The organism is Comamonas sp. CAH-2 (assembly GCF_009668305.1).
Classification (GTDB): Bacteria; Pseudomonadota; Gammaproteobacteria; order Burkholderiales; family Burkholderiaceae_C; genus Comamonas; species Comamonas aquatica.
Genome location: NZ_VSWF01000003.1, coordinates 74,064 through 87,951 on the forward strand (window position 1 = coordinate 74,064; position 13,888 = coordinate 87,951).

A 13,888-nucleotide genomic window follows, 5' to 3' on the forward strand; every position below is an offset into this window, starting at 1 on the left:
GCTGCATCGGCGCTGGAGGCTGAAAACACCCACATTCCAGGTCGCAGCCCGTGAAAATCTTCCAGCGCGAGCAGCGCTCCCTGTTTGGTGAAATCCTGGACTGGATGCTCACCCCCTTGCTGCTGCTGTGGCCGGTGAGCCTGGTGCTGACCTGGCTGGTGGCGCAGTCGCTGGCCAACAAGCCCTTTGACCGCGCGCTGGAGTACAACGTCCACGCCCTGGCCCAGCTGATCATGGTCGAGGACGACGGGCGCATCCAGTTCAACCTGCCGCTGCCGGCCACCGAAATCCTGCGCGCCGACGAGTCGGACATGGTGTTCTACCAGGTGCTGAACAACAAGGGCGAGCACCTGTCGGGCGACCGTGATTTTCCGGCCGCGCACCCGCGCTACGAGGTGCCGGCCGGCGAGGTCGTGCTGCGCGACGACGAGCTGCGCGGCGTGGACATCCGCGTGGCCGCCATGTGGGTGCGCCTGCCCCTGGTGGGCGACGACGAGCTGGCCCTGGTGCAGGTGGCCGAGACCCGCGAAAAGCGCAGCGTGCTGGCGGCCGAAATCATCAAGGGCGTGATGCTGCCGCAGTTCGTCATCCTGCCGCTGGCCGTGCTGCTGGTGTGGCTGGCACTTGCGCGCGGCATCAAGCCGCTGCACCGGTTGGAAGAGCGCATCCGGGCGCGCAAGCCCGAGGACCTGTCGCCGCTGAACCACCGTGGCGTGCCCATGGAGGTGGTGCCGCTGGTGGATGCGGTGAACGACCTGCTGCGCCGCCTCAACGAATCGCTGGCCACGCAAAAGCGCTTCCTGGCCGATGCGGCACACCAGCTCAAGACGCCGCTGGCCGGTCTGCGCATGCAGGCCGACCTGGCGCAACGCGATGGCAACAGCACCGAGGAGCTCAAGCGCTCGCTGGAGCAGATCGGCCGCTCCAGCATCCGCGCCACCCACACCGTGAACCAACTGCTGTCGCTGGCGCGGGCCGAGGCCGCCGGGGCTGGCCTGCAGCGCGCGCCCTGCGACCTGGCGCAGCTGGTGATCGAGGTGGTGCAGGAGCTGTTGCCCCTGGCCATGGACCGGCATGTGGACATGGGCTACGAGGGCGCCGATCCGGGCAGCGCCGGCGTCTGGCTGCACGGCAATGCCACCTTGCTCAAGGAGCTGGTGCGCAACCTGCTGACGAACGCCATCCACTACAGCCCGTCCAGCGCCGAGCAGCCGGCGGTGGTGACGGCGCGCGTGCTGCCCGACCCGCTGGCGCGCATGGTGCTGCTGCAGGTGGAGGACACCGGACCGGGCGTGCCGCCCGAGGAGCGCGAGCTGGTGTTTCAGCCGTTTTACCGCGCCCTGGGCACGGGCGCCGACGGCTCGGGCTTGGGCCTGCCCATCGTGCAGGAGATTGCCCGCCAGCATGGCGCCGAAGTGGTGCTGGACGACGCCCAGCCACAGCGCCAGCCGTGCGGCGCCTTGTTCAGCGTGCGCTTTCCGGCGTTGCGCAAAGCGCCTGTTTTGGAAGCAGTGGGCGATTGACGGACCAGGCCTGGGCCCTGTTTTACGTGAAGTCCGAACCGCTGCCGCGCAGCTTGGTGCGGCTTTTCTGCTGGGCGGCCAGGCTGGTGGTGGTTGGCTCCCTGTACGGGCGCGCCTGGGTCAGCAGCCAGTTGCGGAAGGCCACCAGCGGCGCGATGTTGGCGCGCGATTCGGGGTAGCACAGCCAGTAGCCCAGGTTGCTGACCAGGCCGTGCTCGGGCAGGGGTTCGCTGACCAGGCCGGCGGCAATCTTGTCTTCCACCAGGCAGCGCGGCACCAGGGCCACACCCATGCCGGCCATGACGGCCTGGATGATGGTCTGGAACTGGTCGAACTGCAGCCCGGCCAGCGGGTCCAGGTTCTCCACGTCCCAGGCGTGGGTCCAGGTCAGCCAGGCGTGCGGAATCGTCAGGTGACGCAGGCGCGTGTACTGGGCCACGTCGTGCGGGCTGCGGATGGGCGGGCCGCCAAAGCTGGCCGGCGGCGCGATCAAGGCCACATCCTGGCCGTCCAGGTAGTGCGCGCGGGCGCCGGGCCAGTGGCCTTCGCCGAACAGGATGGAGCAGTCCAGGTTGGGGCTCTCCAGGTCGTAGCTGTAGGGCACGAAGTGCAGCGTCACCTGGGGGTGCTGCTGCTGGAACTGCGGCAGGCGCGGGATCAGCCAGGTGGCGCCGAACGTGGGCAGGCTGGACAGGTGCAGGGCGCCGCCGCCGTCGGTGCTGGTGATCAGCTCCAGCGTGGCCGATTCCAGTTGCGACAGCAGCGCGCGCACGGCTTTTTCATAGCGCTCGCCCGCCGGTGTCAGCGTCAGGCGTTTGCGGCTGCGCTCGAACAGGTCCACGCCCACCCATTTCTCCAGCTCCTGGATCTGTTTGCTGACGGCGCTCTGCGTCAGGTGCAGGGCCTCGGCCGCGCGCGAGACGCCGCCGAACCGCGCGACCGTGGAGAAGGCGCGCAGCAGGTGGATGGGGGGCGTGAGCCGGCGAAGGGGGAGCAAGCTGGTGGACATGTTGATTCATTCCTTGCGGGAATAATAACAATAGGAGTATTTGTTTGGTCGCAACCCGGATTTACCCTAACCTTATGTGCTGGTCTTATAGATAACCCGCTTTCTCGACATAGGAGCCCACACGATGCAACGTCGTCACTTCATCTCCGCTGTTGCCGCCGCTGCAGCAGTGTCTGTCTCCGGCATGGCTGTGGCCCAGGATACGCGCCCTCTGCGCATCATCGTGCCTTTCCCTGCCGGTGGCTCGACCGACATGGTGCCCCGTAACCTGCAGGACGTCCTGGGCAAGCTGCTGGGCCAGCCCGTGATCGTGGAAAACAAGGCCGGCGCCGGCGGCTCCATCGGCATGGCCGAAGTGGCCCGTGCCACTGACGGCCTGACTTTCGGCATCGCCACCCTGTCGACCCACGGCGTCAACCCCGCCGTCTACACCAAGCTGCCCTACAACGCGACCGAAGATTTCGTCGGCGTGACCGAGATCGTGAAGGCCCCGGGCGTCATCGTGATCAACCCCAAGCTGATTCCTGCCAAGAATTTTGCCGAACTGGTGGCCTACCTGAAGGCCAACCCTGGCAAGGTCAGCTATGCCACCCCCGGCAACGGCACCATCGGCCACATGTGGGGCGCGCAGTTCATCAAGGCCACCGGCGTGGACATGCTGCACATTCCCTACCGCGGTGCGGGCCCTGCCATCAACGATGTGCTGGGTGGCCAGGTGCCGGTGTACTTCGACCAGGTGGCATCGTCGCTGCCCCACATCCAGGGCGGCAAGCTGCGCGCGATCGCCGTGTCCTGGAACGAACGTCTGGCCGTGCTGCCCGATGTGCCCACCTACAAGGAAGCTGGTCACCCCGAGCTGAACGATCCTTCGTGGTTCGGTCTGGTCGCCCCCAAGAGCACCCCGGCCGAGACCGTGGCCCGCGTGCAGAAGGCCGTGGCCGAAGCCCTGAAGGACCCCGCTGTGAAGAAGCGCATGGATGCCCAGGGCATGTACATCTCGGGCACGTCCAGCGCCGATTTCACCAAGCAGATCGCCAGCGAAGTCGCCAAGATGAAGAGCGTGGCCGCCTCGGCCAACATCAGCGTGAACTGATCCGGTCCTCCCGGTCTCCCGCCCACCCGCAGTGCCCAGCGCCTGCGGGTTTTTTCATGCCCGGCGCAGCCGTGGGGCATGGCACGCAGCTTGCATACCAGTCGACCTCCAAGGCGCGCCGTCGCGCCGGTTTTGATGGTTTGAAAGGTCTGTCTGATGCAACGACGCACATGGTTTGCTTCCCTCTCCGCCGCGGTGCTGGCCGCCAGCCTGCCCCTGGGCGCGACCGCCCAGGAATCGGGCGCGCTGCGCATTGTGGTGCCCTTCCCACCGGGCGGGGCCACCGACATGGTGCCGCGCAACATGCAGGATGTGTTGTCCCGCCTGCTGGGCCAGCCCGTGGTGATCGAAAACAAGGCCGGCGCTGGCGGCTCGATCGGCATGACCGAGGTGGCACGCGCCACCGATGGCCTGACCTTTGGTGTGGCCACCCTGTCCACGCACGGGGTGAACCCCGCCGTCTACAAGAAGCTGCCCTACGACGCGGTCAAGGACTTCGTCGGGGTGACCGAAGTGGTCAAGGCGCCGGGCGTCATCGTCATCAACCCCTCCATCATTCCGGTCAAGAACTTTGCCGAGCTGGTGGCCTACCTCAAGGCCCACCCCGGCAAGGTGAGCTATGCCACCCCCGGCAACGGCACCATCGGCCACATGTGGGGCGCGCAGTTCATCAAGGCCACCGGCGTGGATATGGTCCACATCCCCTACCGTGGGGCCGGTCCGGCGGTCAATGACGTGCTGGGCGGCCAGGTGCCGGTGTACTTCGACCAGGTGGCGTCCTCGCTGCCCCACGTCAGGGCGGGCAAGTTGCGCGCGATTGCTGTGTCTTGGAGTGACCGCCTCGCCGTGCTGCCCGATGTGCCGACCTACAAGGAGGTCGGCCACCCCGAGCTGAACGATCCCTCATGGTTCGGCCTGGTCGCCCCCAAGAGCACGCCGGCCGCGCAGGTGACCCGCGTGCAGAAGGCCGTGGCCGAGGCCCTGAAGGACCCCGCCGTGAAGCAGCGCATGGATGCCCAGGGCCTGTTCGTATCGGGCACGTCCAGTGCCGAGTTCACACAGCAGATCGCCAGCGAAGTCGCCAAGATGAAGGGCGTGGCGGCAGCGGCGGGCATCAGCATCGACTGAGCGCGAACCGCGCCCAACTCCCCACCACACGGCCCCGGCAACGGGGCCGTTTTTTGCAGGGCGCCGGCTTGTGGCGGGCGCTCAGTCGCCGCAGGGGCGCAGCGGCTTGGCCGCGAAGGCCGGGCGCAAGGCCTGCAGGCTGCTGCGCTGCGCGGGCGTCAGCTGCGCCAGGCGCAGGGTGTACAGCGTCTGCGCGGCGCGCTCCTGCACCACGCGGGCGCCGCGCACGCCCTGGTTCAGCATGTTGGTCAGCTCGCGCGTGGCGGCTTCCTCGGTCGAGAAGCGGCCCAGGGACAGGCCGGGCTCCAGGCTGCCACCCGCCCGGTCAAAACCGATCTTGCGCGTGCGCAACTCGGCCCGGCGCTTTTCCAGCGCCGTTTCGTTGGCGAACTTGCCGACGTAGACCATCCAGCGGCCCGCCACGGCGCTGGTCTGCCATTCCCAGCTGCTGGCAGGCAGCTCGCTCTGGCGCAGGGCCTGGCGCAGCCGGTTGGCCTGGGCTTCGTCCATGCTCTCGGTCTGCAGGCAGACCAGGGCTTCGGGCGCCGCGGCCGCTGCGGCCGCTGGTGCGGCGGGGGCAGGCAGCGCCACGTCGGGCGCAGGGACGGCCGGTGTTGGGGCTGCGGGGGCGGCCTCGGGTGCAGGCGCAGGCGGCGCCGTGATGGTGGGCTCGCGCACCACGCTGAGCACGTCGGGCCGCACCTGGCGCGCCAGACGCTGGGGCTCGGATTGCACGGCCGGGGTCCAGCCCAGGGTCGCCATCCAGCCCTGGGTCCAGGCCAGGTAACCCGCATTGGCCAGCAGCAAGACAAGCAAGGCAAAACGCAACATGGCAGCAGCTCCGTGGGTTAGGGGCGGGCAGTGGGCAAGGCCATGTCGATCGGGCGCACGCTGACATCGCCGCTGATGACGGGGCGCAGTCCCTGGGGGGTGCGCAGCAACAGGCTGCCGTCGGCGGCAATGCCTTCGGCCACGCCCTGGCTGCCATCACTGAGGTGCACGGCCCGGCCACGCAGCACGTCGCGGTGTGCAAAGCGGTCCACGAATGGCGCCAGACCGTGGTCGGCGAACAGCAGCACGTCCTCCACCAGCCGTGGCAGCAATCGCTGCAGCGCCAGCGGGGCGCTCCAGCGCGGGTCCAGGTCCTGCAGGCAGGCGACCGGGGTGGACAGGGCGTCGCTGCGGGACGGTGGCGGGCAGACGTTGATGCCGGTGCCGAGGATGACAAAGCGTGCCGGCCCGGGGCCGCTGCCATGGGCCGGGGCCAGTACGTCGGCGGGCACGTTGGCGGTTTCGATCAGGGTGCCGGCCAGCTTGCGCCCGTCCCACAGCCACAGGTCGTTGGGCCACTTGACGCCGAGGCGCGGGGCGCTGGCGTCGGGCGCGGCCTGCAGCGACTCGGCAATGCTCAGTCCCACCACCAGGGACAGGCCGGACCAGTCGGCGGGCTGCAGCATCAGGCCCAGCGAATACATCAGGCAATCCCCGGGCTGGTTGATCCACTGGCGCCCCAGGCGTCCGCGGCCGGCGGTCTGCGATTCAGCGACCAGCACGATGGGGTCGACCTGGCCGCTGCGCGCGCGGCGCATCAGCTCGGTGTTGGTGGAGTCGATCTCGGGCAGCACTTCCACCGTGAAACCCGGCAGCCGCGGGGCGATCTCCAGCCACAGGTCTTCCGCGGGCCAGCGGGTCGGGGTGGTGCTCACGGGGTGGTTCCTTGCGCGGCGAAGTCCTCGGGCATGGGCGGGCGCCAGCCGCGCTTGGGCGCCAGCATGGTGCCGCGGCAGGTGGGAGCGCCGCACCAGCAGGCGTACTCGGCCTTGAGCTTGGGCGTGTAGCGCTCCTCGATGATCAGGCCGTAGTCGTAGTTCAGCTCTTCCCCGGCGGCAATGTTGCGCAGCGCCACGATGAAGATGCGCCCCCCGCGTTCGTCGGTGTAGCAGTTGGGCGCGCAGCTGTGGTTGATCCAGCGTGCCGAATTGCCGCCATGCGCCGCATCGATGACCACATCCTCGTCCACGTGGAAGTAGAAGGTGTGGTTGGGCTGGCTGGGGTCGTGCGGGTGGCGGCGCTGTGCCTCGTCCCAGCTGATGACCTCGCCCCGGTACTCGATGATGGTCTCGCCGGCCGCAATGTCCTGCACGGCGAACACGCCCTTGCCATGGACGCCGGAGCGGCGCGCCTGGATGCGCTTGCCGTGAGATGGGGGATTGGCAGTGCTGGGCATTGGAATCTCTGATAACTTAAATAGGCACACATGCGCACATGCGCGCACATATGCATGCGCACGCACGCGTGCGTGAAGATGGATTGTAGAAGCGGTGGCTGCCCGGCGCGGCGCCCACCGCTGCAAAAAGACGAGAGCACTCAATGACAAAGACCTTGGTGATAGCGGAAAAACCGTCGGTGGCACAGGACATCGTGCGGGCCCTCACGCCCGCCTACGGCAAGTTTGACAAGCACGAGGACCATTTCGAGAACGAGCAGTTCGTGGTCACCAGTGCCGTGGGCCACCTGGTGGAGATCCAGGCGCCCGAGGAGTTCGACGTCAAACGCGGCAAATGGAGTTTTGCCAACCTGCCGGTGATCCCCCCGCGCTTCGACCTCAAGCCCGTGGACAAGACCAAGAGCCGCCTGAATGCCGTGGTCAAGCAGGCCAAGCGCAAGGATGTGACGCAACTGATCAACGCCTGTGACGCGGGCCGCGAAGGGGAACTGATCTTCCGCTTGATCGAGCAGTACGCCGGCGGCGCCAAGGGCGGCCTGGGCAAGCCCATCCAGCGCCTGTGGCTGCAGTCGATGACCCCGCAGGCCATCCGCGAAGGCTTCGAGAAGCTGCGCAGCGAGCAGCAGATGCAGGGCCTGGCCGATGCAGCGCGCAGCCGTTCCGAGGCCGACTGGCTGGTGGGCATCAACGGCACGCGCGCCATGACGGCCTTCAACTCGCGCGATGGCGGCTTCTTCCTGACCACCGTGGGCCGCGTGCAGACGCCGACGCTGTCGCTGGTGGTGGACCGCGAGGACAAGATCCGCAAGTTCGTCAGCCGTGACTACTGGGAAGTGCATGGCACCTTCGACGCGCAGGCCGGCCAGTACCTGGGCAAGTGGTTCAACCCCCAGTGGAAGAAAACCGAAGACGCGGAAGCCAAGGCCGATCGCGTGTGGAGCGCTGCCGAAGCGCAAGCGATTGCCGCAGCGGTCCGGGGCAAGCCCGCCACCGTCACGGAAGAGAGCAAGCCCACCACCCAGGCCTCGCCCCTGCTGTTCGACCTGACCAGCCTGCAGCGCGAGGCCAACGGCAAGTTCGGCTTCTCGGCCAAGACCACGCTGGCGCTGGCGCAAAGCCTGTACGAGCGCCACAAGGCCCTGACCTACCCGCGTACCGATTCGCGCGCCCTGCCCGAGGACTACGTGCCCGTGGCCAAGCAGACCTTCGAGATGCTGGCCCACAGCGGCATGCGCCACCTGGAGCCGTTCGCCCAGCAGGCCATCGGCGCGGGCTATGTGCGGCCCAGCAAACGCATCTTCGACAACAGCAAGGTCTCGGACCACTTTGCCATCATCCCCACCACCCAGGCCCCATCGGGCCTGAGCGAGGCCGAGCAGAAGCTCTACGACCTGGTCGTGCGCCGCTTCATGGCCGTGTTCTTCCCCAGCGCCGAATACCAGGTCACCACGCGCATCAGCAAGGTGGAGCAGCACAGCTTCAAGACCGAGGGCAAGGTGCTGGTCAAACCGGGCTGGCTGGCCATCTACGGCAAGGAAGCCGCCAACGAGGTGGAGGATGCCAAGGAAGGCGACAAGGGCCAGCCCCTGGTGGCGGTGCAGCCCGGTGAGCAGCCGCGCACCAGCGATGCCCAGCCCAAGGGCCTGAAGACCAAGCCGCCCGCGCGCTACTCCGAAGCCACGCTGCTGGGCGCCATGGAAAGCGCCGGCAAGCAGATCGACGACGAAGAGCTGCGCAGTGCCATGCAGGAAAAGGGCCTGGGCACGCCCGCCACGCGCGCGGCCATCATCGAAGGCCTGCTGACCGAAAAGTACATGCTGCGCGAAGGCCGCGAGCTGATCCCCACGGCCAAGGCCTTCCAGCTGATGACGCTGTTGCGCGGCCTGGAGGTGGACGAACTGTGCCGCGCCGACCTGACCGGCGAGTGGGAGTACAAGCTGTCGCAGATGGAAAAGGGCGCGCTGTCGCGCGCCGCCTTCATGCAGGAAATTGCCGCCATGACCGAGCGCATGGTGAAGAAGGCCAAGGAATACGACCGCGACACCATCCCCGGGGACTATGCGACGCTGGCCACGCCCTGCCCGAACTGCGGTGGCATCGTCAAGGAAAACTACCGCCGCTACGCCTGCACCGGCGTGCACGGCACCAGCGAGGGCTGTGGCTTCTCCTTCACCAAGTCGCCCGCGGGCCGCACCTTCGAGACCGCCGAGGCCGAGCAGCTGCTGCGCGACCGCCGCATCGGCCCGCTGGAGGGCTTCCGCTCCAAGGCCGGCTGGCCGTTCGTGGCCGAGGTCGGCATCGTGCGCGATGAGGAGGCCGGCAACTTCAAGCTGGAGTTCGACTTCGGCGACGACAAGGACGAGGAGTCCGGCGAGATCGTCGACTTCAGCCACCAACACAGCCTGGGCGCCTGCCCCAAGTGCGGTGCGCCCGTCTTCGAGCATGGCGCCAACTACGTCTGCGCCAAGGCCGTGCCCACGCCGCAGCAGGCCGTGCCCAGCTGCGACTTCAAGAGCGGCCAGATCATCCTGCAGCAGCCCATCGAGCGCGAGCAGATGGGCAAGCTGCTGGCCACCGGCAAGACCGACCTGCTGGAGAAGTTCGTCTCCAACCGCACGCGCCGCGCCTTCAAGGCCTTCCTGGTCTGGGACAAGGACGCGGGCAAGGTGAACTTCGAGTTCGAGCAGCGCGAGTCCAAGTACCCGGCGCGCAAGACTGCGGCAGCAAAAACAGGAGCTGCTGGCGCAGCCGGGACGAGCGCTGCAGCCAAAAAAGCACCCGCTGCCAAGAAGGCCCCTGCGGCCAAGAAGACCGCGGCGCGCAAGCCCGCGGCCGCCAACTACCGGCCCGATGCCGCGCTGGCCGCCGTGATCGGCGACGGCGCCGTGGCGCGCACCGAGGTGGTCAAGAAGGTCTGGGACTACGTCAAGGCCCACAACCTGCAAGACCCCAAGGACAAGCGTGTCATCGTCGCCGATGCCAAGCTGTTGCCCGTGTTCGGCAAGGACCGGATCAACATGTTTGAGCTGACCGGCATCGTCGGCCAGCACCTGCACAGCCAGGGCGAGGCCTGAGCGCCGACGCCGGCGCAGGTCCCGGGCGCACAGGCTGTCGCCCGGGTGCATGCGCCGGACCCGGAATGCCGGCCGCATGCCGGTGTGCGTGGCCGCCCGGCGGCCTGTCTTGAACGTTCGCCCGAAGGAGTGGTTCGCATGGAACTGGCCCCCCTGACCCCCGTGTCGCTGCCGCGCAGCATCGCCCTGGACGGCACAACCAATTTCCGCGACCTGGGCGGCTACGCGGGGGCCGACGGGCGCACCGTGCGCTGGCGCAAGCTGTTCCGCTCGGACCACCTGGCGGGCCTGAGCCCCGCCGACCTGCAGGCCTTGCAGGCCCTGGGTGTGGCGCGGGCCGTGGACTTCCGCGGGGTGCAGGAGCGGGCCAGCCAGGGCTATGCCTGGCCGTTCCTGGAGCAGCAGGTGCTGGGCATCGAGCCCACCGTGGTGCAGCGGGCCCTGGCCCTGGTGCAGCAGGGCCACCGCCTGACCGCCGACGAAACCGTGGGCCTGATGCAGGACACCTACCGCAGCTTCGTCATCGACAACGCCGACCGCTTTGCGCGCCTGTTCCGCCTGCTGCAGGACAGCGACCAGCCGCTGGTGTTCCACTGCACCGCCGGCAAGGACCGCACCGGCTGGGCCGCTGCGCTGATCCTGCTGGCGCTGGGCGTGTCGCGCGAGGCGGTGCGCGAGGACTATCTGCTGACCAACCAGCTCTACCGCCGCCCGGCCGAGCTGGCGGCCAAGGCCGCGCAGTCCGTGCCCCAGGACATCCTGGACGTGCTGTGGCGCGTGCAGATGCCGTTTCTGGACAGCGCCTTCGCGCTGGCCGAGCAGCGCGCCGGCAGCATGGACCGCTACCTGGCCGAGGTGCTGGGCGTGGACGCCGCAGCCCGCCAGCGCCTGGCCCAGCGTTACCTGGAAGGCTGAGCGGCGCGCGACAGCACCCCGCCGCGGCTTGCGCTAAACTTCACAAAATTAAGAGCGCCAAGCGCAGGATGGATCAGCGTTTACTGCTGTTTTGATACAAATTGAGGCTGCGGCTGCCCGCGCTGTCCGGGCTGGCTGTGGTCTTGCAACCGAGCCCGCCATGTCCCGCCGCCATTTTTTGTTGGCCGTTGCCGCTGCCACGACTTTGACCCTCAGCGCCTGCTCCCAGGCCGTGCCCACCAAGATCAGCGTCAGCCAGGCCCAGCTCGAGCAGGGCCTGCTGCAGCAATTCCCCAAGCGCTTCCCCGTCGCCGGCCTGCTGCAGCTGGAAATGCAGCGCCCCGCCCTGCAGCTGCTGCCGGCCAGCAACCAGTTGCAGACGCACCTGCCCGTGCAACTGTCCGGCCCCGCGCTGCGCCAGAGCTATGCCGGCCGCATGGAGGTGCGCTTTGCCCTGCGTTACGAGCCCCAGGACCGCACCGTGCGCGCGCACCGCGTGGAGGTGCTGAGCCTGCAGTTCGACGGCGCCGATCCCGCCGTGGCCGACATGGTCTCCACCTATGGCCCGCGCCTGGCCTCGCAGGCGCTGGAGGCCTTTGCGCTGTACCACGTCAAGCCCGAGGAGCTGCAGCTGGCCGACAGCCTGGGCCTGCAGCCCGGCGCCATCACCGTGACCCCGCAGGGGCTGGATGTGGCCATCGTCGCCAAGGACGCGGCGGCCAAGCCCTGAGGCCCTTGCCCGCAGGCGCCGCGGTGTTGTTGCCGGCGCCGCTACCATCGGACGACTTGGGGCCGCCATGGTGGCCGGCCCATGGACGGAGGTACGACTTGATGCAGCAATCCCACGCACACCCCATCAGCGGCAAGTGGCCGGCCCAGTTCCCGCAGCGCCTGCAGCTGTATTCGCTGCCCACGCCGAATGGCATCAAGGTCTCGGTGATGCTGGAAGAGGTGGGTCTGCCTTACGAAGCCCACCGCGTGGACATCCAGGCCGGCGACCAGTTCACACCCGAATTCCTGGCGCTCAACCCCAACAACAAGATTCCCGCCATCTGGGACCCGAACGGCCCGGGCGGCCAGCCGTTGGGCCTGTTCGAATCCGGCGCCATCCTGGTCTATCTGGCCGAAAAAACCGGCCAGCTCCTGCCCCAGGACCCTGCGCGGCGCTATGAAGCCCTGCAGTGGCTGATGTGGCAGATGGGCGGAGCCGGTCCCATGTTCGGCCAGGTGGGCTTCTTCTGGCGCTATGGCGGCAAGGATTTCGAGGACAAGCGCCCGCTGCAGCGCTATGTGACCGAGGCCAAGCGCCTGCTGGGCGTGCTGGATGCACGCCTGCAGGGCCGCGACTGGATCCTGGGCGCCGACTACACGATCGCCGACATCGCCGTGCTGCCCTGGGTGCGCTGCCTGTCGGTGAACTACGAGGCCGATGCCCTGTTGGGCCTGGCCGACTACGCCAACGTGCAGCGCGTGCTGCAGGCCTGGCTGGCGCGCCCCGCCGTGCAGCGCGGCCTGGGCGTGCCTGCTGCCGCGGCGGCCTGAGCACGGCGCGAAGGGGCCCGCCGCGCACGGACTGGGGTGAGGCCCCGCAGTCCGCGCACCCGCTGCGGGCCGTGGCCTGTGGCCCTGCGCTTGCCCGCTGGGACGTTGGCGGTGCCCGCGTGGCCACCGTCTTGCTGCTGGAACGCTCTGTTGCAGTGGCGGGGCTTGGAGCGGGGGGGCCGCGCCCTTATCTTCGAAGCATGTGCAACGCCGCAGTGTTGCCCGTCCGCAGGGGACGGGGATGGCGGCACCCAGCAGGAGCGACGGCCATGTCCGCATCCCCCATCCTTCAACGCCTGCCCCTGGGCAACCAGTGGCCGTGCATCGACCCCTTTCTGTTTTGCGCCCACCACAACGACGCCTACCCCGCCGGGGACGGCGCCCTGGGCGTGCAGGCCGTTGAGCTGGAAGACCGTCCCCTGGGCAGCGACTTCAGCGGCAAGGACGGTTTTTCCATGTACCACGGCGACCATGTGCCGGGCTTCCCGGGCCACCCCCACCGCGGCTTTGAAACCGTGACCCTGGTGCGCGAGGGCCTGATCGACCACGCCGACTCGCTGGGCGCGGCCGCGCGTTTTGGCGGCGGCGACGTGCAGTGGGTGACGGCCGGCGCCGGCATCATGCACTCGGAGATGTTTCCGCTGCTGCACACCGACCGGTCCAACCCGCTGGAGCTGTTCCAGATCTGGCTGAACCTGCCGGCCAGCCAGAAGATGGTCCCGCCCCACTTCACCATGCTGTGGAACGAGCGCATCCCGCGCCTGCAGCACACCGATGCCGCAGGGCGCCAGACCACGGTGACCGTGGTCGCCGGTGCCCTGGCAGGGGCGGGGACCCCGCTGCCCCCTCCGCCCGAATCCTGGGCCTCCCAGGCCGAGGCCGACGTCGCCATCTGGACCCTTCGCCTGCAGCCCGGCGCCCGCTGGACCCTGCCCCGGGCCGCAGGGGCGGCCACCCGCCGCATGCTGTACTGGTTTGTGGGCGACGCCCTGCAACTGGAGGGCGAGGACCTGGGCGCGCACGCCGCGCTGCAGGTGGAGGCCGGGCGCGACCTGGTCCTGGTCAACACTGGGGACGAGGTGGCCGAACTGCTGCTGCTGCAGGGCCGCCCGCTGGGCGAACCCGTGGTGCAGTACGGCCCCTTCGTGATGAATACGCAGCAGCAGATCATGCAGGCCATGCAGGACTTCCGCCGCACGCAGTTCGGGGGCTGGCCCTGGGACAGCCAGGCCCCGGTGCACGGCGCCACGCCGCGCCGTTTTGCGCGCCATCCGGGGCAGACCGCGGACGAAGTGCCCGCATCCGCCTGACGTGATGCCCACCCGGTGCCTGCAGGGCAGGCGGGCGATGGTGGACAATGCAGCGCATTCCAACCGT

General features: G+C 68.5%; 12 protein-coding genes. 8 read left to right on the top strand and 4 right to left on the bottom strand.

Annotation, left to right across the window (positions count from 1 at the left end; genetic code table 11):
- Nucleotides 1–50: 50 nt before the first annotated feature.
- Nucleotides 51–1,523, top strand: coding sequence for a sensor histidine kinase N-terminal domain-containing protein (locus FYM52_RS03560; protein WP_043378590.1), 1,473 nt, complete (start codon nt 51–53; stop codon nt 1,521–1,523).
- Between the two features lie 22 nt (nt 1,524–1,545).
- Here FYM52_RS03560 and FYM52_RS03565 read toward each other — a convergent pair whose 3' ends face one another.
- Nucleotides 1,546–2,532, bottom strand: a complete 987-nt coding sequence (locus FYM52_RS03565; RefSeq protein ID WP_154163118.1) for a LysR substrate-binding domain-containing protein — start codon at nt 2,530–2,532, stop codon at nt 1,546–1,548.
- A gap of 124 nt (nt 2,533–2,656) precedes the next feature.
- Between FYM52_RS03565 and FYM52_RS03570 the strand changes: the two genes are divergently transcribed.
- Nucleotides 2,657–3,625: a tripartite tricarboxylate transporter substrate binding protein BugE gene (locus FYM52_RS03570; protein WP_154163119.1), complete on the top strand. Its 969-nt coding sequence runs from the start codon at nt 2,657–2,659 to the stop codon at nt 3,623–3,625.
- A 156-nt stretch (nt 3,626–3,781) separates the two neighbouring features.
- The gene (locus FYM52_RS03575) at nt 3,782–4,753 is read left to right on the top strand and encodes a tripartite tricarboxylate transporter substrate binding protein (protein ID WP_154163120.1); all 972 of its coding nucleotides are present in this window, start codon (nt 3,782–3,784) and stop codon (nt 4,751–4,753) included.
- A gap of 81 nt (nt 4,754–4,834) precedes the next feature.
- Here the strand turns inward: FYM52_RS03575 and FYM52_RS03580 are convergent, their stop codons facing one another.
- Genes FYM52_RS03580 through FYM52_RS03590 form a run of 3 tightly spaced genes read right to left on the bottom strand, consistent with a single transcriptional unit; the run spans nt 4,835 to nt 6,980 of the window.
- A complete protein-coding gene (locus tag FYM52_RS03580; RefSeq protein ID WP_154163121.1) occupies nt 4,835–5,584 on the bottom strand; it encodes an SPOR domain-containing protein in 750 nt (249 codons plus the stop codon).
- Between the two features lie 17 nt (nt 5,585–5,601).
- On the bottom strand, nt 5,602–6,459 hold the full coding sequence (locus FYM52_RS03585) for a biotin--[acetyl-CoA-carboxylase] ligase (protein ID WP_162524645.1): 858 nt from the start codon (nt 6,457–6,459) through the stop codon (nt 5,602–5,604).
- Nucleotides 6,456–6,980 (bottom strand): SET domain-containing protein, encoded by a 525-nt coding sequence (locus FYM52_RS03590; protein WP_154163122.1) that lies wholly within the window; start codon nt 6,978–6,980, stop codon nt 6,456–6,458. Before FYM52_RS03590 ends, FYM52_RS03585 begins: the two co-directional genes overlap by 4 nt.
- Nucleotides 6,981–7,123: 143 nt before the next feature.
- Here FYM52_RS03590 and FYM52_RS03595 point away from each other — a divergent pair, with 143 nt between their 5' ends.
- From FYM52_RS03595 to FYM52_RS03615, 5 genes are all read left to right on the top strand, one after another.
- Nucleotides 7,124–10,054: a DNA topoisomerase III gene (locus FYM52_RS03595; protein WP_154163123.1), complete on the top strand. Its 2,931-nt coding sequence runs from the start codon at nt 7,124–7,126 to the stop codon at nt 10,052–10,054.
- Nucleotides 10,055–10,192: 138 nt separating this feature from the next.
- Nucleotides 10,193–10,969, top strand: coding sequence for a tyrosine-protein phosphatase (locus FYM52_RS03600; protein ID WP_154163124.1), 777 nt, complete (start codon nt 10,193–10,195; stop codon nt 10,967–10,969).
- Between the two features lie 160 nt (nt 10,970–11,129).
- Nucleotides 11,130–11,699 (top strand): DUF1439 domain-containing protein, encoded by a 570-nt coding sequence (locus FYM52_RS03605; protein WP_042415939.1) that lies wholly within the window; start codon nt 11,130–11,132, stop codon nt 11,697–11,699.
- A gap of 101 nt (nt 11,700–11,800) precedes the next feature.
- Nucleotides 11,801–12,511, top strand: a complete 711-nt coding sequence (locus FYM52_RS03610; RefSeq protein ID WP_154163194.1) for a glutathione S-transferase N-terminal domain-containing protein — start codon at nt 11,801–11,803, stop codon at nt 12,509–12,511.
- Nucleotides 12,512–12,780: 269 nt separating this feature from the next.
- Nucleotides 12,781–13,821 (top strand): pirin family protein, encoded by a 1,041-nt coding sequence (locus FYM52_RS03615; protein ID WP_154163125.1) that lies wholly within the window; start codon nt 12,781–12,783, stop codon nt 13,819–13,821.
- The last annotated feature ends 67 nt before the right edge of the window (nt 13,822–13,888 follow it).

Coding starts and splice junctions, on each gene's coding strand:
- FYM52_RS03615 (WP_154163125.1), top strand. CDS start 12,781: ATGTCCGCATCCCCCATCCTTCAACGCCTGCCCCTGGGCAACCAGTGG.
- FYM52_RS03575 (WP_154163120.1), top strand. CDS start 3,782: ATGCAACGACGCACATGGTTTGCTTCCCTCTCCGCCGCGGTGCTGGCC.
- FYM52_RS03580 (WP_154163121.1), bottom strand. CDS start 5,584: ATGTTGCGTTTTGCCTTGCTTGTCTTGCTGCTGGCCAATGCGGGTTAC.
- FYM52_RS03590 (WP_154163122.1), bottom strand. CDS start 6,980: ATGCCCAGCACTGCCAATCCCCCATCTCACGGCAAGCGCATCCAGGCG.
- FYM52_RS03600 (WP_154163124.1), top strand. CDS start 10,193: ATGGAACTGGCCCCCCTGACCCCCGTGTCGCTGCCGCGCAGCATCGCC.
- FYM52_RS03565 (WP_154163118.1), bottom strand. CDS start 2,532: ATGTCCACCAGCTTGCTCCCCCTTCGCCGGCTCACGCCCCCCATCCAC.
- FYM52_RS03570 (WP_154163119.1), top strand. CDS start 2,657: ATGCAACGTCGTCACTTCATCTCCGCTGTTGCCGCCGCTGCAGCAGTG.
- FYM52_RS03610 (WP_154163194.1), top strand. CDS start 11,801: ATGCAGCAATCCCACGCACACCCCATCAGCGGCAAGTGGCCGGCCCAG.
- FYM52_RS03605 (WP_042415939.1), top strand. CDS start 11,130: ATGTCCCGCCGCCATTTTTTGTTGGCCGTTGCCGCTGCCACGACTTTG.
- FYM52_RS03595 (WP_154163123.1), top strand. CDS start 7,124: ATGACAAAGACCTTGGTGATAGCGGAAAAACCGTCGGTGGCACAGGAC.